Below are 18,989 nucleotides of genomic sequence, written 5' to 3' on the forward strand. Positions count from 1 at the left end.
CTCCGGCCCTGCGGCCGAAACAATGATGATCACGATGATCTGGTCTTCCGAATTACGGCGCAACGGTCGAAATTAAATCCCCGCCCCACGAAAGGAGGGGCCAGGTTTCTGGCATTTCGGACACAAAGCACTGTTAGCTGCATGGGCCGAAAAGGGCGTACATGCGGATCGGGAGCATGATCGGGAGGACGTTCTACGGCGATGGACCAGGAGAGACAGGCAGGCGCGATGTCGAGATCCTTTATGGAACGACAAGGCTGCTTCAGAGGGCCCCGGGCGCTTGACCCAGCAGTGCCGCGGACGTCGACCGCTCCGGTGCGCCGATGACCGTGAACAACGCATGGGCCTGCCCCCAAAGGCGTCGGGACTTTTCGCGCTCCGTGCCTTTCACGGCATGGCCGAGCGTCATCAGGGCCCGGGCGTAGTCCAGCCGCTGCCCGGATCGCCGCGCGTGTTCCAGGGCTTGCTCGCACGCCTCGACGCACTGCTCGACGTCGCCCGCCGCCAGGTTGATGGCGGCGAGCAGGCCGTGCAGCCGCGGCAGATTCAGCAGATTGGACGTGAGCGCGAGCTTCAGCGACCGGGCCGCCTCGTCCCACGCGGTCGCGTACCTGCCCTGGCGGTAATGGAACTCCGCGCGACCGAGCAACACCTCGTCCAGGTCGATGCCCGTGTGCTCGGCGAGGTCCAGCGCGGCGTCGAGGCGGGCGAGCGCGCTGTCCGCTCTGCCGAGCTCCGCTTCCGCTCCCGCCATGCCGGTCAGCGAGGCGATCCGGCACCGGCGGTTCTCGACTTCCTCGGCGATGGCCAGACTCCGGCCGAAGGCGTCGATCGCCCGCTCGTAGTGGCCGGCGTCGCGGTGCACCGAGCCGAACGTCTCGTACGTCACCGCCTCGGCGTAGCGCAACCCGTCGGGCTCGGCCAGGGCCAGCGCTTCTTCCAGGGATTCCAGCGCCTCGGGGAAGCGGGCCTGCCTCTTGCGCACCAGGGCCAGATTGACCAGTGTCAGCGTCTGGAGATGCCGGTCGCCGGACTCCCTGGCCAAGGGAAGGCAAGCCCGCAGGCACTCCTCGGCGCGCTCCAGCCGGGCGAGTATGAGGTAGGCCGAGGCCAGGTTGTTCAGCCCGCCCGCCTCGCCGCGCACCGACCCGAGCGCGTGATGGATCTCCACCGACCGCCGGTACCTGGGGATGGCCTGGTGCGGCTCTCCCTGCTGTTTCAGCACCACGCCGCAGCCTTGGAGCGCCCTGGCCTCGCCCAGCGGCCAGCCGGCCCGGCGCGACAGCGCCAGCGCGCGCTCGTAGTGATCCATGGCGTTCTTGAGGTCGGCCATGCGCCATCGGGCGAGTCCGAGAGAGTGATGCATCGCGGCCTGCCCTCTGAAGTTCCGCTCGTCCTCGGCGGCGGCCAGCGCGATCTCCGCGAGACGCAGCCACTCCCCACGGGTCCGCCGGTGGTGCAGGATGTCCGTCAGTGCCTCGACCAGCGACCACGCGTACGGCCGCGGCCCCTGCGCGGCGGCGTACGACACGGCGGCCACGAGGTTGTCCCACTCGGTGTCGAGCCAGTCGAGGGCGTCGGCCGCGGCGTCGAAGGTCGTCGGCGTGACCTCCGGCTGAGCCCTGTCGTAGGCGAGCTCCGCGACTTCGAAGCCGGCCGCCGCGGTGGCGTCGATGACCGTGCTCAGGTAGTAGTCGAGCAGCCGCTGGACGGCGGCCCGCCGCTCGCTCGCGGAGTCCTCGGCGAGGCTGCGCTGTGCGGCGTACTCCAGCACCAGGTCATGAGCGGCGAACCGGTGCGGCCCCGCTTCCTTGATCAAGTGGATCCGCGCCACCGTAGCGAGAAGGTCCTCCGCGCGCTCGCGGCTGGTCCTCGTCAGGGCGGCCGCCGCCGCAGGGGAGATGCCGCTCCCCCGCGCCAGTCCGAGCAGGCGGAACATCCGCCGCGCCGCCGGCGGCAGCGCGTTGTGCGACAGGTCGAGGGCCGCCTGTACGGCCACGCTCTCGTCGCCCTCCACGCGCAACCTCACCAGCCGCCCCCGGTCCGCGAGCTGATGGACGTAATGGCCGATCATCCGGTGCCCGTGGTCGCCGATCCAGGACACGGCTATGGACAGTGCCAGTGGCAGCCGGCCGCAGAGCGCCACGAGCTCTTCGGCGGCGTCCGGCTCCCGGAGCAGGCGGTCCTCGCCGATGCCTTGGGCGAGCAGCTGGTACGCCTCCCCGTGGTCCAGCACGTCCAGTGTGAGGCGCTCGATCCCGTCCACGGCCACCAGGCCGCTCAGCCGGTTGCGGCTCGTGATGACGGCCCGGCATCCAGGGTCCCCGGGCAGCAACGCGCGAACCTGCTCGGGGCCGGCGACGTCGTCCAGGACCACCAGCACGCGCCGCCCCGCCAGAAGCGAGCGGTAGAGCGCGATCTGAGCGTCCAGCTCGACCGGTATGTCCTTCGCCGCCGCGCCGAGCCCTTGTAGGAGCAGCTGCAGCGCCTCGGGTAGGGACATCGGCTCCCGCTGGTCGAAGCCCCGCAGGTCGAGGAACAACTGCCCGTCGGGAAAGCGATCGCTCGCGCGGTGTGCCCACCGGATCGCCAGCGCGGTCTTGCCCACGCCGGCGGGGCCGACCACGAGCGTCACCCGGCCGGCGTCCATGCGCCGCAGCTCCGCGGAGCGGCCCACGAAGCGGCTGGTGACGGGGGGCAGCTGACGCGGCACGGGCGCCGACCTGGCCGCCACGGTCGCCGGCGCCTCCTCGAGCAGGCGCTGGTGAAGCCGCTGCAGCTCTCCGCTCGGTTCCACTCCGACCTCGCGTACGAGCCTCGTCCGGAATTCCCGGTATGCCTCCAGCGCGTCGGGGAGACGGCCGTCGTCGCGGAGCGCCTGCATGAGCAGCGCGTGGGGCCGCTCCCGGAGCGGCTGTTCGGCGAGGAGCCGGGTCAGGCCGGCGATGGCCGCCCGGCTTCGCCCCATCATGAGCAGCGCGGCGGCGTGGCCCTCGGCCGCCTCACATCTGAGCTCCTCGAGCTGGTGCCGCTCCGCATGGGCGACGGGGCCGTGCAGATCGGCGAAGGGGTCGCCGCGCCACAGCGCGAGAGCTCGGTCGTACAGATCCAGCGCGGCCTGGTGCCGATCGTCCCCGGCGGCGTGCCGTGCGTTCTCCACCAGGGAGGCGAACTCCTCGGCGTCCACCGCGGCCGCTCCGGCGGGGATCACGTATCCCGGGCTCCGGGTGAGGATGACATCCCGTCCATGGGGGCTGAGCGCCCGCCGGAGCTCCGCGATCAGCGCGCGCAGCCGTGCCGGGGCGGAGGGCGGGAGGTCGTCGCCCCAGAGGCGGTCGGCCAGCCGTTCTGTGGACACCGCACTGCCGGTGTTCAGGAGCAGGGCCGAAAGCAGCGCCCGCTGCCTGCCGGTCAGGTGGACGGGCCGGCCCTCGACGATGATCTCCAGAGGGCCGAGGAGGAGGAATCGGACACCGGTCAAGATCACGGTTCGAGGCTAGTCCACCCCCTCCGACAGGGGCAATTTGCTTCCGTGCGAGATCCATGCGGCGTCCATGCGCGCGGCTGCCACGGTGTTGCCAAATCCCATCTCAGAGATTGGCTGATGCGCCGATGAGGCCACGACTCAAAGGCATCTCCTGGGAGCGGGTCGGGGATGAGCTGCGGCTGGTCTATGACCCGCGTGACCAACTGCTCCTGGCCGACCCCGACGGGACGGTGGAAAAGCTCGTGGGCCTGCTCAGCGAGGGCGGCAGGACCGTCGCCGAGCTCGCGGACGAGCTGTCGCTGGACGTGGCCGACGTACGCGACGCCGTCGCGGCGTTCGACGCCGAGCGGCTGCTGGAGGACGGTGACCGCCTCGACCGGCTGGAGCCCCCCGACGCCGAGCGGTACTTCAGCAACCTGGCCTTCTTCGAGTCGTTCAGCACCCTCGACCGCAGCCGGGAGGACCTGCAGCGCCGCCTGCGCGAGTCGCACGTCCTGGTGCTCGGCACCGGTGGCCTCAACTCCAACACCATCCCGCACCTCGCCGGGCTCGGCGTCGGCGCGATGACGCTGCTCGACCGGGACGCCGTCGAACCGCGCAACTTCGCCCGGCAGTACCTCTACCGCACCGAGGACATCGGCGCGCGCAAGGTCGAGCGCGCCGCGGCGTGGGTGCGGGCCTTCGACCCTGCCGTCCAGGTCGAGTGGGTCGAGGCCGACGTCGCTGGCCCGGAGCAGCTCGTCGAGCTCATCCGCCGGGTCCGGCCCGATGTCGTGGCCTCGGGCATCGATCGTCCGAAGAACATCGACCTCTGGGTCAACGAGGCGTGCGTACGCAACGGCGTGCCGTTCGTCCGTGGCGGCATGTCGGTCACCACCGGCACGGTCTGGTCGGTGAACCCGGGCGTCAGCGCATGCCGCGCCTGCGTACCGGCCGATCCCTCGAACCCGGCCGACTTCCCCGACCCGGACGACCCGGTCATCGCCGGCGCCATCGCCGCTACTCGCCTCTTCGTCAGCAGGCCACAGCCCAACCGTGGGATCGGGCCGGTCGCGGGCCTGCTGGGGGCATTCGGCGCCTTCGAGGTGCTGCGCTACCTGACCGGCTTCGAGCCACCGGCGTACGCCGGTAGGCCACTCGACATCGACTTCGCGCACGGCTGTGCGACCAGTCAGACCGAGTGGCCACGTGATCCCGCCTGTGCGGTATGCGGAGGGAGGTGATCAATATGAAGATCGAGATCGTACGAGTCGAGAACGCCCGTCTCACGCAGAACGGCACCGATTCCTAAGAATCGGTGGCGTTGGGGGCCGCACTCCTGCCTGATCGGGGTGCGGCCCTTCCCCCCTTCCTGACGACCATGGAGTGAAGAATGGCCGCGTCCCTGGATGAGGAGCTGCGCGAGCGGGCCGCCCGGCTGACGGTCGCCTTCGACGGCGGGGCATGGATTCTCGGCCGTCCCGAACTGGGCGTTTTCGTCGCGGTGCCGGAGCCGGGCGCGGTCTTCGTCACCGCGCTCCAGGAGACCGGCTCGCTCGACGAGGCCACCGCGCGGGCCAGCGAGGCCGCGGGCGAGCAGGTGGACGGTGCGGACTTCGTCGACGGGCTCGCCACCGCGGGGCTGCTCGACCCGCCGGCCGAGGCGGGCGGAGCGCGCGGGCAGATCAAATGGATCGAAGGGGTCAGTGCCCGATCGGCGGCCCGGCTGTTCGGGCCCGCCGCCTGGTCGTGCTACGCGGCCGCCGCGGTCTTCGCCGTCTCCCTCCTGCTGATCCGGCCCGATCTGCGTCCCTCCTGGGAGGACGCCTGGTTCCTGCCCAGCCCCGGCCTGTCCGCGTTCGGTTGGCTGGTGATCGGCATCGTCTTCGGCGCCGTGCACGAGGCGTGGCACTGGCTCGCGGGACGCGCTCTCGGCGTGCCGGCGATCTTCCGGGTCAGCTATCGGGGCACATACGTCGTCTTCGAGACCGATCTCACCCAGATCGTCACGGTGCCACGCCACCGCCGCCACGGGGTCTACCTGGCCGGAATGGCCATCGACACCGTGGTGCTGGCCACCGCACTGGGACTGCGACTGCTCGACCCGTCCGGTGTCCTCGACGATCTCCTCGCCGTCGTGGTGCTCTCCCAGATCGTCGGCATCGTCTGGCAGTGGGCCGCGCTGCCACTGCGCAGCGACTCGTACGCCCTGCTCGCGAACGTGCTGCGGTGCCACAACCTCTACCGGACGACCTGGCTGACCGCCAAGGCCACGTTGTTCCGGCTCACTCAGGCCGAGACGACCGAGCTGTCGGAGATGAGCGCACGTGATCGCCGGGTCGCCCGGTGGTTCGTGGTGCCGTACGTCGCGGGGATCGCGGGCATGGTCTGGATATTCGTCACAGGCGTGTTGCCCCTGGCCCTCTCTCTCGGGCGCTGGGCCCTGGCGCAGCTCGATGGCAGTGCGATCGGCTCGGCGGGGTTCTGGGAGGCGCTGGCCGTGGCCGCGTACATAGTCGTGCAGCTGGGTCTGCCGCCGCTGCTGGCTCTGCGCGAGCGCCGTCTGCGCCGGGCCGGCGAACTCCTCTGAGGTGCCGTCGCGTAGTCGCGTCTCCACGGTGCGCGAGATCCTGACGGCCCGCGAGGGCCGGGACCCCGGCGACCCTGAGATTCGCGACGCCGAGGCCGGGCCGCCCCTATGAGCCCGGCATCCGGGCGGTGCTCTCGCGGACGTACAGCCGGTCGTTGAGCAGGACGTCCGCCGGCTTGCCCTGCCTGAGCACCGTGTACCGCATCCCGGCCCGATCGGCCGCCTCCGCCCAGGCCTCCGGGTCGCACAGGCCGGGGTCGAAGTGCTCCCCAATGGACGAACAACCCGAAACGCCGCTCCCTGAAGGTGTCGGTCCTAGAGATGGCGGAAACCTCGTTCGTGGAGTTGGGCCGCGTACAGCGACGGGATCTGCAGGTCGGCCTCGCCGACGCCCTCGACGTGGCCGATCGGCTGCGCGAACGGACCGTCGGCGTTCACCACGGCGTTCCTCGCGCCGACGACGTAGTTCTGTGCGGTGGGCGGCTTCTGCACGACGATCTGGGTGCCGGACATGTCGCACCCCCAGGCCACGGAATGGGCGGCCGACCAGCCGTGCGACGTACCCCACCAGCCCCGGTTGTACAGGCCGAGCGTCAGCGTGCGATGCGGGTTGACCTCGCGGTGGCCGTCGAAGAGCAGGCCCGTGTTCCAGCGCCGATGGCCCTCGCTGGTGTTGTAGGTCTCCTCGGAGGTCCCGCGCAGGAAGACGATCCCCGAGTTCGAGGCGGCGCCGTTGCAGATGAACGCGTGCCTGGCCTTGGTGGCGTGGCAGTCCTTGAAGAGCACGAGCTGGGCGAACGGGTGGGCACAGAAGTTGTAGCGGTTCCCGCCCGCGGAGGTCGCGCCGGTCGGCTCCAGCGCGCGGCAGTTGTCGACCGTGACCCGGGTGGCTTCCCACGCCTCCATCCCGACCTGCCAGAACCGCAGTGCCGTGCAGTCGCGGATCCAGGCGTCCTCGGCGCGGAAGACGCGGATGGCGTTCTGGACCGCCGACTTGTCCACGAACGGGTCGCCGGTGAACTCGACGTCCACCCGCAGCCGCTCGACGCCTACCTGGGTGACCACGCCGGCCCGGTCGGTCTTGTAGAGGTACGACTGAGACAACGACCGGTCCAGGTGGTTGTAGACCGGCGCGTCGACGGTCACCTGGTTACCCCGGATGTCGGTGACGTAGCGGTTGTAGAGGATGGGCTCCTCATCCACGTTCCACGGCCGGCCGGTGTCGTGCCCGCCGTGGTCGATGGCCTTCAGCCACCCCTCCGAGCAGGGATGGAAGATGATGACGTTGTCGCCGGGCCGCAGCCCGCGGGCGTCGGCGACCTCGAACGAGCGCTCTCCCACCTGGACGAAGTCGGAGACGATATCGGTACGGGTGCCCGGCACCTCGCCACGCCAGGCCGACCAGTTCACCGGCCCCTCGCCACCCGCGACGATCACGGTGCGGTTCGCCGCTGCCGCAGCGGTGGCCATGATGACCGAGTTCTCCGCCGGGTCCTCGCCGTCTCCCGAACCACGCAACACGGTCCTGCTGGAGCGCACGTAGATCGTCCCGGACACCGGGTAGCGGCCCGGCAGGAGCAGCAGCGCCCCGCGCCGGTGCTCAGGCAGCGCCGCGATCTCGTCCAGCGCGGCCTGGATGTGGGCGGTGTTGTCGCCCTCGATCGGCCTGATCGTCTTGACCACGCGCAGGCGCGGGAGCGGCCGCTCACCGTTGCGGTAACCGGCGTGGCTGAAGTCGGGGACGCGGTTGCGCTCGGCGTCCTCGGCGTAGACGAGCCTGCCGTGCCTGCGGTACACGAGGGTCGAGCGCCAGGAGCCGGCCTCGGCGTAGGCGGACGGCGCCCCGGCCATGCCGGTCAGCGCGAGTGCGCCGCCTGCCGCCAGCAGGGTGCGGCGGCTGAGATCGTGAGTCATGAGCTATCCCTTCACAGCTCCGGCCACCAGGCCGGAGAGGAACGTACGTTGGAAGGCCAGATAGACGATCAAGCTGGGCAGCATGGCGACGAGCGCCCCGGCGAGCAGCGGGCCCGGCCCGATCTCCGGATTGGTGCGCAACATCGACAACCCCACCCCGATCGGGTAGTTGTCCGGGGTCTCGGCCACGATCAGCGGCAGCAGATACTGGTCCCAGACCATGTTGAAGCCGAAGATCGTGATCACGCCGAGCGCAGGACGGCACAACGGCAGGATGACCTGCAGGAAGATACGCAGCTCACCGGCGCCGTCAACGCGGGCGGCCTCCTCCAGTTCGGCCGGGATCTCCTTCATGAACTCGCTGATCACGAAGATCGAGAACCCCCACGCGCCCAGCGGCACGATCATGCCCAGCAGCGACCCCCTGAGCGAGACGCCCAGCAGCGGCAGATCGTTCAGCACCAGCGACAGCGGGATCGCGATGACCTCATCCGAGATCATCATCGTGGCCAGGATGGCCACCAGCACGAACGCCTGCCCGCGAAACCTCTTGCGAGCCAGCGCGTACCCGGCGAAAACGCTCACCGTGACCTGCAGCAGCAGCCCGCCGCCGGTGATGAACAGCGAGTTCATGAAGAACCGCCACAGACCCTGGTCACCCGCCACCTCGAAGTTCACCAGCGTCGGGTTCGACGGGAACAACGACATCCGGCTGGGGTCGTTGCTCCGGTCGAACGCCCCCGTGAAGATCGCCAGCAGCGGACCGCAGAAGACGACGAGCACGACGGCGTAGATGAGGATCCGGGCCACGGACGCCAGGGGGTGCTTGCGCCCCCAGGCCCAGCCCAGCGTGGTGTCAAACATCGAGCTCCCTCACCTGGGCGAGCGCGGTCTCAGACATTGAGCTCCTTCCGCCTGCGGTAGAGCGTGACCGCGGCCGTGAGCAGCAGCGTCGCCACGAACAGCACCACCGAGGCGGCGGTGGCGAAGCCCATGTCGCCCGTACGGAAGCCGGTGGCGAAGATCCGCGTCATGATCACGTCGGTGGCGCCCGCCGGACCGCCGCCGGTGAGCACGTAGATCTCGGTGAACACGCGCAGGCTGCGGACGCAGGCCAGGATGATGAGGATCGTCACGACCGGCCGTAGCGCGGGGATCGTGACGTACCTGATCCGCTGCGGCAGGCCCGCGCCGTCGATCGCGGCCGCCTGGTAGAGCTGCCGGTCGATCCCGGCCAGCCCGGCCAGGATGATCATCATGTCGTACGGCGCGCCCTTCCAGATCCCGACCAGGATCACCCAGCCGAGAGCGCCGTTCGGGTCGTCCAGGAACTTCTGGGTGTCGCTGCCGAACCAGCCGAGCAGGGTGTTGAGCATGCCCTCCTCGCCGGGGAAGTACAGCAACCGCCACACTTCCGCCACCACCGCGGTCGCCGTGACGACCGGCAGGAAAGCCGCCGTACGGACGAACCACAACGTCCTGGCCTTGCCCTCCAGCAGCAGCGCGAGCACGAACCCGAGGAGGATCGAGCCGCCGGTCTGGCCCACCGCGTACACCAGGGTGTGGGCGGTGGCGTCGCGGAAGGCCTCCTCGGCGAAGACCCGGCGATAGTTCTCCAGCCCCAGCCACTCATTGCCGAGGAACGGCTGCACCTTGAAGAAGCTCAGCCACATGCCCTCGGCCATCGGGATGTACTTGAAGTAGAGGAAGAGGATCAGCGCGGGCGCCAGGAAGAGCCACGGCACCAGGGCCGCGTTCCGCCTGCGCACTGTTCCGGTCCGGCTCGCCGGGGCGGCGGCGGCGCGCTCCGTGGTGAGCGTCATCAGCCGACCTTCTGTGTGGCCAACTCGGTCTTGAAGCCCCCGGCCAGCTCGGTCAGCGCCGCCTGCACGTCGGTGCCGCAGTCGGCGAAGACCTTGTTGAGCGTCTCGGCCGACTTCTGCCGGAACGGCTGCCAGTTCGGCACGTTCGGGAAGTACTTGCCGTCCTTCTCGTAGATCTCCTTGATGGCCGTCCAACGGTCGTCCTGGCGTTCGGTGAACACGTCCACGCTCTTGTTCACGGGCAGCTTGACGATCGCACCGTCGGAGTTGCCCGCCATGCCGAGCTTCTGCGCCTCAGGCGTGATGAGGTACTCGGCCAGCTTCTTCTGCTGGTCCTGGAGCTTGGAGCCGGCCATCAGGTAGACGTTCTCGCCCTCGGCCATCGAGGTCGCCCCTGCCGGGCCGGCCGGCGAGGGGATCACCTCGTACTTGTCCTTGCCAAGGCTCTTGTCGAACCGGCCGAACAGGTACGGGCCGGTCAGGTAGATGCCGGCCTTGCCGGTCTCGAAGAACGGGTGGGCGTCCTTGGTGACCAGGGTGAGCGCGCCGGGGATGACGAGCTTGTCCTTGCAGAAGAGGTTCTGCAGCCACTTGACGGCTTCGACGGACTTCGGCTGGTCGATGGCAGGCGTGAACTTGCCGCCCGACTCGGTCAGGAACTCCCCGCCGCTCTGCCAGATGTAGGTGGAGGCCCACCAGGACGCGTACCCGCGCTCGGTGGAGGCCGGGACGACCATCCCGTACGTGTCGGCCTTGCCGTTGCCGTCCGGGTCCTTCTCCTGGAACGCCTTGGCCAGGGCGACCAGGTCCTCCCACGTCTTCGGGACCTCGGCGCCGACCTTCTCCCGCCAGTCCTTCCTGATGAGCGTGGCGACGGTCTGCACGCTGTACGGCACCGCGTAGTACTTGCCGTCGTACCCCTTGGCCTGCTCCCACGCGCGTTCGTGCAACTCGCCCTGGCCCGCGATCTGGTTGCGGTCCACCGGGCCGATCAGCCCTTGGCTGACGTTCGTCCCGAGCATGCCTGAGTCGTTGATGATGATGTCGGGCAGGTTGCGCGCGGCGACGGCCTCCTGCACTTTGCCGTCCCAGTTGTCGAGGACCGGCACGTACTTGGTCTTGATGCCGGTCTTGGCGGTGAACGCGGCCAGCACCTTCTTGGTCACCTCGGCGGACGCGGGCGAGGCCCGGTTCCAGACCTCGAGCAGATCGTCGTCAGCGGCCGATGAGGAACCTCCGCAGGCTGACGCCGAGGCGATGAGACCGGCGGTCAATGCGAGGGTGGCGAGCGAACGGCGAGGGGAGGGCATACGGCACTCCATACCTGAAGGGAAGGGAGTTGCGAAACCTTTCGCAACTTCGACATGCCCGGTAACGTAGAGGAAACATCGGATGTGGGTCAAGATCTGGCGGCTCTGGATGGGGGTGAACGGCATACGCGCAGGACGGAGGTCGGATGTATTGCGCGCCGAAGGTCCGGCTACGCCGCCGACCACCGTGCGCCCGCGTGCACATCGGTGTCGGCCGCTCGGCGGCGCCTGCCGCGCCCAACGCTGCCGCTCACCGCTTTACCGGTGCCTGGCCTCGAAACGGCGCCCCCGGGTGTCGTCATGCCCAGCCGCACCTGCCATCACCAGGCGCGGCTGATACCAAGGCCCGCATCACGCGGGCGCCGTACACCCGGCTTCTTGTACGACGCCACCTGCGCCCTGACGTGCTCGATCAGGTCGTCGGTGGTGGCGGCGGCGTCCAGCTTGAGCACCACCACGGCCTTGACCGCCTGGCGCCAGGTCGGGTCCGGGACACCGATCACTGCGGCGTCGGCCACCGCGTGTGCGGCTCCAACATTCGGCCACAGCTTCCGCCCTGTCGGCGACGCCGGTTCCAGACGGCAGGGCCGGCGTGCGGACGGCACATGCGCTTCTTCCCCTCAAGACTTCCCGCAAGAGCCGCTCATGGCCTGGGAAAGGCGTCTCGCAACCTGACCGAAAGGGGTGTCGTATGGGGCCGCTGGAAGCCCTGCTCCTCTTCCCGGCGGTCGAGGTTCATGCGTCGATCGCGGCGCGATGATCCCTGCGCGGAAGTAAGGGGGGCTATGGCGCAAACAAGAAAGGTAACCATCAACCTGGACGCCGACCTCTTCGCGGACGCACAAGCGATCCAGGCGCACATGGGTCACGACAACATGTCGGCATCCCCACGACTATCGGGTCCGTGCCAGGACTAGTGCTGCATCAGGCGACGTTCGTCCCCATATTGGGCCTGTGGTGATCTCCCTCTGTTTCTGAGGTGTTGTCATTGAGATGAGACGTCCGTCGACGCCGTGTCGGAGGACTCGAAGCGGCGATTCGAGTCAGGGGCGCGCCAGCCGCGTTCAACTGACCGGCGGCATTGTTCAGGGTTGTCGCCTGCGCTGGTGAACAGGGCGGTCAGCAGCGGCACACCTTGGGCTGGCGACTGATGGGGCAGAGGGCCAGTGGCGATCAGTGATACCAGTCCATGTCCGAGATCCAGCTCTGGGTGGCCAGCCCCAGCGGGTCGATGTCGTCGCGAAAGCGGCCGGTGGCCATGGCGCGTTCGACGGCCCGGACCAGGCAGGGCCCTGGCCGGGGTCGGCGGATCCTTCGATGACGTGGCCAAGCTGACCATCTACGTCGTCGACTGGACACCCGACAAGATGCCGCTGCTGGGCGAGGGGGTTGCTCGGGCGGCGGCGAAGCTGGGGGTCGACCCGGTCAAGCCGATCACACTGCTGGGCGTTGCGGCCCCGGGAGAACCCGATCTGCTGCTCGAGGACGAGGCCACTGCCGTTATCGACTGAGCCGAGGCGCCTCAGACACGCCTACCGCCCTCCCGGGTCGCCGGGCGTGATCACTTCAGAATGCGGGCATGGCCGAGCGAGTTCGCGTACGCATCGATGATGACGAGGGCAATCGGCTGCTACGGATGGTGCGGCGGGGCTCCGGCTCCGTGATCACCTGGCGGCGGGCGCAGACGGTGCTGTGGTCGGCTCAGGGCATGACCGTCCAGAAGATCGCGGAGCTGGCCACGGTGACCGAATCTTAGGAAGCATACCCGCCGCCATGATCGGCCAAGGGTGTCCCCGCGATGGTGAGCGCACCCCCGAGCCGATCGTTGGCCGTGCGGAGCCAACGCACCAACCGTCGCCCGTCGGGACCGAGCTCTGCCGCGGCCTCCGGGGTGCTGAGCGTGGAGCCGAAGAAGTCGGCCCTGGCCCAGCGGACGGTCAGGCGCTCATCCAGCTCCTCCGGTGTCAACCCCAGGTCGGCATGCTCATCTGCTGCTGCCAGGTGCAGGAGGGAGCAGTGCACGTAGACGTGGAACGCGGCCAGAGCGCGGTCCACGCTGAACAGGCGCCCTGAGCCGCCCCACGGAACCAAGACCTTGTGGCTCGTGTCGTCGCTGTAGCCGTCCCGCAACATCCGGCGGGTCAGGCGGACTTCCACCAGCTTCTGGTGCAGGCACTCGTGAAGCAGGGCGTCGGCGGTCTCCAGCGGATCGTCGAGGAGTTCCTTGCCGATGTACACCAGCAAGGGCGTGCCGTTGATGAAAGCGCTGCTGAGGTCACCCGAGCAGAAGGCGAGCCCATCGACCAGGGCGGTAGTGGACGGCGCGACCTCCGGCAGCAGCCGGTGCAACAGGCCGCGGGCCCGTTCGACCGCTGTCTCCATGTCGGCTGACGGTTCCAGGATCTCGACAGTGAACGTGTGGCCGTCGTTACGCATCGTCTGATGGAAACGTTCGACGACCCGCTTGCCGAGCGGGTCGACGTCCCATCCGGCGATGTTCGAAGGCCCGGAGGGCGCCTGGGCGAGCAGGTCCATCAGTTCGAGCGCGGCGGCCTGGGCGCGTACCTCGCTGGTGCGCAGGTGGATGAGCGCTTCGTCGAGATAGCCCCTGATCAGGATGCGGTGAAGGGGGGAGGCAGGCCAGGGCCAGCTGAGAGAGAAGCCGGGGAAGACATCGGCGAAGAGCTCGGTCACCCCTCGGTAGAAGATGTCGGAGTTCACCCTCAACGACCGGCTGTCGCCGAAGACCCCGGTGGACAACTCCTGCTCGACCTCATTGACGATCATGCGATCACCCGGAGGAGCCCTTGGAGAAGGAGGTCGGAGACATGTTTGTCGAAGGCCGCGCGTGGTTGCCCGGCGATCTTGGTGTATCGGTCCGCGGCGGTCTCCAGGCTGTACGCGGTGGCCATCTCGAGTGCCAGCCAACTCGCCTTGTCGAGGATCAGCACTCCCGGCGGCTCCCGCATGAACACGAACGCGTTCGACAGATCTTCATACGGGCTCAGCGTCCAGCCCTCGGATTTCTCGTATCGGGGTCGGCTCACGCCGTCGTCACCTCTTCTCTCGGCATCGCAGCGCTTCGATCCGCGCCGCGCACTGAACGAGACGCCGCGCTGACCGCGGCGACCAGCGCGCCGGTCACCGCGCATGCTCCCAGCACCAGTCCCGCCGCGCCTGCGTTCCCGGTGCCGAAGGTCTTCGCCAGGAAACCGTCGTCCATGACAGGGGCCAGGCGGTCGGTCAAAGGCCCGGCGACCGCCATACCGAGCGGCACCGCGAGCTGGGCCACGGTCCTGCGCACGCCGAAGACCCTGGCCTGGAGGTCGAGCGGGACGGCCGACTGCCAGAGCGACTGGTAGGCCCCATTGATGATCGGAAGCACAAAACCCGCGCAGAAGCTGGCGGCAAGCCAGACAGGGCCGCTCCACCCGATGGCCGTGGGTAACGTGCCAAGAAGACAGCCCGCGATCATGCTCACGAGAATGAGCGGCACCCGGCGGACCCGGTGCAGAGCGATGGACGCCGACAGCCCGCCGAGGATGCCCCCGACCCCGCCCACCGAAGTCACCAGGCCGAGGAGCGCGGCGTCGTCACCGCTCCTCATCATGATCACGGGCACGGTCAGCACGGAACCCATCGCCACGACGAGATTCATCACGAAGAACACCACGAGCAGCGATCGCAGGGCCGGTCTGGCCGTGATGAAACGCAGCCCGGTCCGTGCGCCCTCGATGCTCACGGAGATCGACGAGCGATCCGCGATTGACGGCTCTGGGGCACCCCGAGGGACGCCGACCGCGACCAGCGTCAACAGCCCGATCAAGTAGCTGGCCGCGTCGATGAGCAGGACCCCGGTCAGATCGAAGACCCCGAGCAGCACGCCGCCGGCGACCGGGCCCAGCACAGCCGCCATCGAGTCCGTGAGGCTGACCAGCCCATTAGCCCGCGCCAGCCCGTCCTGCCCGGCCAACGTGGCGACCACCTTGGAGTACGCCAGCCAGTGAGCCGTCTCGACGACTCCCTCGATCACTCCCACGGCGTACAGGTGCCAGAGGCTGAGCTGCCCCGTCGAGTAGAGCACGACGAGTACGAAAGCGATGGTGGCGAGCAGCCCATCGCACCAAAGCATCAGCGTTTTCGGCGACACCCGATCGACATGGGCGCCGATGAATGGAGCCAGTACCAGCCCGGGCAGGAAATTCACCAGGAGCAGCGTGGACAGGACCGTGGCCGAACCCGTCGACTGCCAGGCCCAAAGGGTGATCGCATACCAGGCAAGCCCGCCGCCCAACGCCGAGACGGTCTGGCCGGACCAAACACGAATGAAACGCCTCAGCACCATCACACCCCCGTGGCGCGTTAATATCCGGTTGACACATTCCCAGAAGGCGCATCGAGCCGTCAAGATTGCAATACGGCGCGCCAAAGGGACTCCTTGACCGAAAGGAAGAGTCATGGCACTTGACAAAGCAAGCGATTTCCCCGATGTTTTTCGGCACTTCGCGGTGGCGGAGGGTGAACGACCCGACGAGTCATGCTATCCCTACGCCCCCGTATTCCCTATTCGAATAGACGGAAACAGGGCCGTCATCAAGCGGACAACGGGTCCCATGTCCGCCGCGGCCGCGATCGCCCGTTGGGTGCGAGCCCTCGACGAGCAGGGTGTCGAAGTGGTGAACCCCCTCACTCTGATCATGGACAACCCGGCGGAGATCGGCGACAGGGTTTGGGTGGTCTACCCCTGGATCGAAGGCAGGACCTACCAGGGATCGACCGCGGACATCGAGGCCGCAGGCGATCTCCTTGGCCGCATTCACGCTGCTCAGACGCCCGATGACGACATGCCGCGCTTCCCGTGGCCCGACCACGACGCCGCCTCCGTGGAGGAGGACGTGACCGGGCTGCAACGGGTGCTCGGCAAACATGCGCCGGAAATCCACGACGAGGTGCTGGCCAGGATGACTCCGTGGCTGGAGTCGTTCATGGCCGAGACCCTCCCGCCGGTGCGCGACGCCGACCTCCCGCGAGCCGTGGTCTGCATGGACTATAAGGCCAACAATCTGGTCTATGTCAATAACAAACCTGTCCTGATCGACCCCGACAACGCCGAGTTCGCACCCAGAATCCTCGACCTGGCACTCGCGGCCCTGCTGTTCCAGAACGAATCGGCCACCTCGCCGCCCAGACTCTTCACCACCGCCGAATGGGCAACGTTCATGTCGGCGTACGGCAGGCACGTGCGACTGACGGACACTGAGGTGACATTATGGCCCACGGTGCTGCGCTACATGCTTCTGGAATGGGGCACGTGGACCCTCATCGACGCGGCAGAGTGGGATGACTGGGAGGACGCCCATAAACGCGGTTTCCTCGTCGATCTGGCCACTGTCGACCTCGAAAAATTCCCGCTGCCAAATAGCTGATGATACAGCCCAAGTCAATACTGTCAGAAATTAGGCCACGCGAAGTATGGTGCCGATGGCGTCCAACGGGGGCGTTCGCGGCGCATTGCCGTGAGAGTCGTAACGGAGGGATTAATGTCCAACGCTCTGCAGGAACTCGAGGCCAAGCTCGAGGCCGCCTTCAACGCCGACGACTGGAGTCTGGAGTCGGACTCCGTCATTGACGAGGCTGCCCTCTCCGACCTGGAGGAGTCCTCGATTCGTCCGATCAACATGGACCTCGTCCCGCTCGGTGGCAGCAGGCCGCGGCCCAACTAGAAATCTGACGACCGCCGGCCGGCCGTAGAGCTCGGTGGGCGGCGACGCCCACCGAGCTTCCCCAAGGCCCAGATGACCTCACGCGACATGTTCCTGAGCGCTCTCCGTGACGCCGCCCAGGCGGCTCCGACGCCGGCTGTCCTCTACGACCTCGCGGGGATCGACACGATGGTGGCCGAGCTGCGACGTGACCTGTCGGAGCTGCCCGACGTCCTGATCTGCTTCGCCGTAAAGGCCAACCGCTGCCCTGACGTGCTTCGGCACCTGGCCTCTCTCGGGCTGGGCGCCGACGTGGCGAGTCCGGCCGAGCTGGAACTGGCCATGGCCGCGGGGATGAAGGTCGTCACCGCCACCGCGCCCGCCCTGAGCGGGAGCGAGCTGGCCGACTTCCACAAGCGCGGCGTCCTGCTGGACGTCAGCAGCGTCTCGCAGCTGCGCGTGCTCCTCGACGAGGTCGGTTCAGGGGTACGGCTCGGCCTGCGAGTGCGGGTGCCCGTCTCCCCCGCCGACCGGAAGGGCAAGGGCATCGAGTGGAGCCGGTTCGGCGTCGACCCCGCCGACCCCGAGCTCCACGAGTTGCTGCGGTGCCATCGCGTGGAGGTGACCAGGCTGCACGTCCACGCGGGCGAGGTCATGACCGCCCGGCGCGCACGCCGGCTCGTCACAGCGCTCCTGGCCTGTGCTGACCAGTTCCCCGAGGTCACGACACTCAACCTCGGCGGCGGCCTCGCCGCCCTCTACGCACGTCCGGCCGAGGCGAGACAGGCCTGGGCGGAGGTGGCCGCGGTGCTCGCCGAGCACCGCGGCAGGAGGTTCCGGATCGTCGTGGAGCCAGGGATGCTGCTGACCGCGCTGGCCGGATACCTCGTCGTGTCCGTGCGCGCCGTGGACCGGCACCCCACCGGTCATCAGGTGGCCACCGTGGACGCCTCGGGATGGAATCTCCTGTCCTGGACGAGCCCTCGCCTGGTGGCTCAGATTCCCCACCGTCCCGACGACCCACGCACCTACACCGTCGCCGGAGCGAGCTGCTACGAGGAAGATTACGTGGCCCGCTCGATCCAGGCTGCCGACCTGCGGGTGGGCGATCGGCTGATCTTCAATGCCGCTGGCGCGTACGTCACCAGCATGGCCCGTTCCATGCACGGGCTGGCTCTGCCGTACGAAGCCGCGCTCGTGCAAGGGAGCACCACGAAGTGCTGAGTGATCTGGACCCGTCCTTTGTCGACCTCCAGCAGGTCGAGTCGGTGATCGAGGGCGTGACGTCGCGCTGTGCCGTACTCGAGCTTGGAACCGACGATCCCCGCCGCGCGGCGATCCTGGCCGCCGTCGCCCCGGATGCCCTGCCGGGGAAACCGGGCACCCTTCTGCTCCGCCGCTACTTACGAGGCGATTACTGGCTGCCCCACCGCTTCGGCGAGGAGCTCGGCGACGTCGACTGGGGCGTGCACGTGGCGTTGCAAGACTCCGGGGTCGACGGCATGACCTACTGGGACGGCGAGGAGTTCGTGCGTGTCCTGGACAGGGCCGGGATTCCGGTACGGCCGGCGCCGGACGCCTGGTGCTGGACCAGCCCAGTCCGGAGCGCGGTTCGCTACACCGTCACCATCGGAGGCAGCGCGTGAAGCCGCTCACCGTTTCCCCGGGTGCCGTACGCAACTACGCGGAGATCGTCGCGATGGCCGAGCGCTACCGGCATCTGTTCAGCGACTACCCCGATCCGGTCGCCCGGAAGGCCAGACCGGCGGACTGGGATCCGCTCAACCCCTACCGGGACTCCGAGTACGAGGACGACGACCGCTACCACGTGCTCCAGATGGGGGACATGCCGCGCGAGCTGGCCGTGACCATTCTCAACGGCCTCGCCACCCCCGACTGCGACCTGCGGAACTTCTACTTCCAGATCAACAGGTACGACGTTGGCGACTACATCCTCCCGCATCGCGACAGCTTGCAGCAGGGCCTGTACATGCTCACCGACTCCGAGGTGGACGGACTGGTCGTGCAGTCGGGCCCCGGACGGATGGAGTTCGTCCCCGACACGGCGGGGAGTCTCGTCGAGCACGACCCGAGCGCATGGCACTGGGTCGATCCGGTGCGCGACCACATCAGGTACACCCTGGTGACCATCCCCGCCCGCCCGCCGGCCCGCTGACAAGGAGC

At 68.4% G+C, this 18,989-nt stretch carries 18 protein-coding genes; 9 read left to right on the forward strand and 9 right to left on the reverse strand.

Translation table 11 applies throughout. The annotated features are described in order from the left end of the window. Positions 1-262: 262 nt before the first annotated feature. The gene (locus HD596_RS01510) at positions 263-3,487 is read right to left on the reverse strand and encodes an AfsR/SARP family transcriptional regulator (protein WP_185067520.1); all 3,225 of its coding nucleotides are present in this window, start codon (positions 3,485-3,487) and stop codon (positions 263-265) included. 125 nt (positions 3,488-3,612) lie between these two features. On the opposite strand from HD596_RS01510, the gene HD596_RS01515 reads away from it, so the two are divergent. Next, the gene (locus tag HD596_RS01515) at positions 3,613-4,710 is read left to right on the forward strand and encodes a HesA/MoeB/ThiF family protein (protein WP_185067521.1); all 1,098 of its coding nucleotides are present in this window, start codon (positions 3,613-3,615) and stop codon (positions 4,708-4,710) included. A gap of 149 nt (positions 4,711-4,859) precedes the next feature. Next, a complete protein-coding gene (locus tag HD596_RS01520) occupies positions 4,860-6,056 on the forward strand; it encodes a hypothetical protein (RefSeq protein ID WP_185067522.1) in 1,197 nt (398 codons plus the stop codon). A gap of 315 nt (positions 6,057-6,371) precedes the next feature. Here the strand turns inward: HD596_RS01520 and HD596_RS01525 are convergent, their stop codons facing one another. From HD596_RS01525 to HD596_RS01545, 5 genes are all read right to left on the reverse strand, one after another. Continuing rightward, positions 6,372-7,970 (reverse strand): hypothetical protein, encoded by a 1,599-nt coding sequence (locus HD596_RS01525; protein WP_221519129.1) that lies wholly within the window; start codon positions 7,968-7,970, stop codon positions 6,372-6,374. 3 nt (positions 7,971-7,973) lie between these two features. After that, entirely contained in the window at positions 7,974-8,834 is an 861-nt protein-coding gene (locus HD596_RS01530; protein WP_185067523.1) for a carbohydrate ABC transporter permease, read from the reverse strand. Positions 8,835-8,863: 29 nt separating this feature from the next. Continuing rightward, a complete protein-coding gene (locus tag HD596_RS01535) occupies positions 8,864-9,793 on the reverse strand; it encodes a carbohydrate ABC transporter permease (RefSeq protein WP_185067524.1) in 930 nt (309 codons plus the stop codon). Beyond that, complete coding sequence (locus tag HD596_RS01540; RefSeq protein WP_185067525.1) at positions 9,793-11,103, reverse strand: ABC transporter substrate-binding protein; 1,311 nt, start codon at positions 11,101-11,103, stop codon at positions 9,793-9,795. Before HD596_RS01540 ends, HD596_RS01535 begins: the two co-directional genes overlap by 1 nt. Before the next feature lie 320 nt (positions 11,104-11,423). After that, entirely contained in the window at positions 11,424-11,621 is a 198-nt protein-coding gene (locus HD596_RS01545) for an AMP-binding enzyme (protein WP_313042284.1), read from the reverse strand. 804 nt (positions 11,622-12,425) lie between these two features. On the opposite strand from HD596_RS01545, the gene HD596_RS01550 reads away from it, so the two are divergent. Then, entirely contained in the window at positions 12,426-12,614 is a 189-nt protein-coding gene (locus HD596_RS01550; protein WP_246554058.1) for a hypothetical protein, read from the forward strand. Between the two features lie 68 nt (positions 12,615-12,682). Next, entirely contained in the window at positions 12,683-12,859 is a 177-nt protein-coding gene (locus HD596_RS01555; RefSeq protein WP_185079456.1) for a hypothetical protein, read from the forward strand. Here HD596_RS01555 and HD596_RS01560 read toward each other — a convergent pair. The 3 genes from HD596_RS01560 to HD596_RS01570 are packed head-to-tail and all read right to left on the reverse strand — an operon-like array spanning position 12,856 to position 15,448. Next, positions 12,856-13,890 carry a hypothetical protein gene (locus HD596_RS01560; protein WP_185067527.1) on the reverse strand — a complete coding sequence of 345 codons (1,035 nt, stop codon included), beginning with the start codon at positions 13,888-13,890 and terminating at the stop codon, positions 12,856-12,858. The genes HD596_RS01555 and HD596_RS01560 overlap by 4 nt on opposite strands. After that, complete coding sequence (locus tag HD596_RS01565; protein WP_185067528.1) at positions 13,887-14,150, reverse strand: hypothetical protein; 264 nt, start codon at positions 14,148-14,150, stop codon at positions 13,887-13,889. The genes HD596_RS01560 and HD596_RS01565 overlap by 4 nt, the downstream gene beginning before the upstream one ends. Then, complete coding sequence (locus tag HD596_RS01570) at positions 14,147-15,448, reverse strand: MFS transporter (protein ID WP_185067529.1); 1,302 nt, start codon at positions 15,446-15,448, stop codon at positions 14,147-14,149. Before HD596_RS01570 ends, HD596_RS01565 begins: the two co-directional genes overlap by 4 nt. A gap of 112 nt (positions 15,449-15,560) precedes the next feature. Here HD596_RS01570 and HD596_RS01575 point away from each other — a divergent pair, with 112 nt between their 5' ends. The 5 genes from HD596_RS01575 (at position 15,561) to HD596_RS01595 (ending at position 18,981) form a co-directional block, all read left to right on the forward strand. Then, positions 15,561-16,529: a phosphotransferase gene (locus tag HD596_RS01575; protein WP_185067530.1), complete on the forward strand. Its 969-nt coding sequence runs from the start codon at positions 15,561-15,563 to the stop codon at positions 16,527-16,529. 114 nt (positions 16,530-16,643) lie between these two features. After that, positions 16,644-16,826, forward strand: coding sequence for a hypothetical protein (locus HD596_RS01580; protein WP_185067531.1), 183 nt, complete (start codon positions 16,644-16,646; stop codon positions 16,824-16,826). Between the two features lie 72 nt (positions 16,827-16,898). Further along, positions 16,899-18,029: a diaminopimelate decarboxylase family protein gene (locus HD596_RS01585; protein ID WP_185067532.1), complete on the forward strand. Its 1,131-nt coding sequence runs from the start codon at positions 16,899-16,901 to the stop codon at positions 18,027-18,029. Next, positions 18,023-18,451, forward strand: a complete 429-nt coding sequence (locus tag HD596_RS01590; protein ID WP_185067533.1) for a hypothetical protein — start codon at positions 18,023-18,025, stop codon at positions 18,449-18,451. Before HD596_RS01585 ends, HD596_RS01590 begins: the two co-directional genes overlap by 7 nt. After that, positions 18,448-18,981 (forward strand): 2OG-Fe(II) oxygenase, encoded by a 534-nt coding sequence (locus tag HD596_RS01595; protein ID WP_185067534.1) that lies wholly within the window; start codon positions 18,448-18,450, stop codon positions 18,979-18,981. Before HD596_RS01590 ends, HD596_RS01595 begins: the two co-directional genes overlap by 4 nt. Positions 18,982-18,989: the final 8 nt, after the last annotated feature.

The sequence above is a fragment of the Nonomuraea jabiensis genome, from assembly GCF_014204795.1.
GTDB classification, from domain to species: domain Bacteria; phylum Actinomycetota; class Actinomycetes; order Streptosporangiales; family Streptosporangiaceae; genus Nonomuraea; species Nonomuraea jabiensis.

Excerpts from the sequence above, each read along its gene's own strand:
- HD596_RS01585 (WP_185067532.1), top strand. The coding sequence starts at position 16,899 with ATGACCTCACGCGACATGTTCCTGAGCGCTCTCCGTGACGCCGCCCAG.
- HD596_RS01520 (WP_185067522.1), top strand. The coding sequence starts at position 4,860 with ATGGCCGCGTCCCTGGATGAGGAGCTGCGCGAGCGGGCCGCCCGGCTG.
- HD596_RS01570 (WP_185067529.1), bottom strand. The coding sequence starts at position 15,448 with ATGGTGCTGAGGCGTTTCATTCGTGTTTGGTCCGGCCAGACCGTCTCG.
- HD596_RS01580 (WP_185067531.1), top strand. The coding sequence starts at position 16,644 with ATGTCCAACGCTCTGCAGGAACTCGAGGCCAAGCTCGAGGCCGCCTTC.
- HD596_RS01575 (WP_185067530.1), top strand. The coding sequence starts at position 15,561 with ATGGCACTTGACAAAGCAAGCGATTTCCCCGATGTTTTTCGGCACTTC.
- HD596_RS01540 (WP_185067525.1), bottom strand. The coding sequence starts at position 11,103 with ATGCCCTCCCCTCGCCGTTCGCTCGCCACCCTCGCATTGACCGCCGGT.
- HD596_RS01535 (WP_185067524.1), bottom strand. The coding sequence starts at position 9,793 with ATGACGCTCACCACGGAGCGCGCCGCCGCCGCCCCGGCGAGCCGGACC.
- HD596_RS01530 (WP_185067523.1), bottom strand. The coding sequence starts at position 8,834 with ATGTTTGACACCACGCTGGGCTGGGCCTGGGGGCGCAAGCACCCCCTG.
- HD596_RS01555 (WP_185079456.1), top strand. The coding sequence starts at position 12,683 with ATGGCCGAGCGAGTTCGCGTACGCATCGATGATGACGAGGGCAATCGG.
- HD596_RS01560 (WP_185067527.1), bottom strand. The coding sequence starts at position 13,890 with ATGATCGTCAATGAGGTCGAGCAGGAGTTGTCCACCGGGGTCTTCGGC.
- HD596_RS01515 (WP_185067521.1), top strand. The coding sequence starts at position 3,613 with ATGAGGCCACGACTCAAAGGCATCTCCTGGGAGCGGGTCGGGGATGAG.
- HD596_RS01525 (WP_221519129.1), bottom strand. The coding sequence starts at position 7,970 with ATGACTCACGATCTCAGCCGCCGCACCCTGCTGGCGGCAGGCGGCGCA.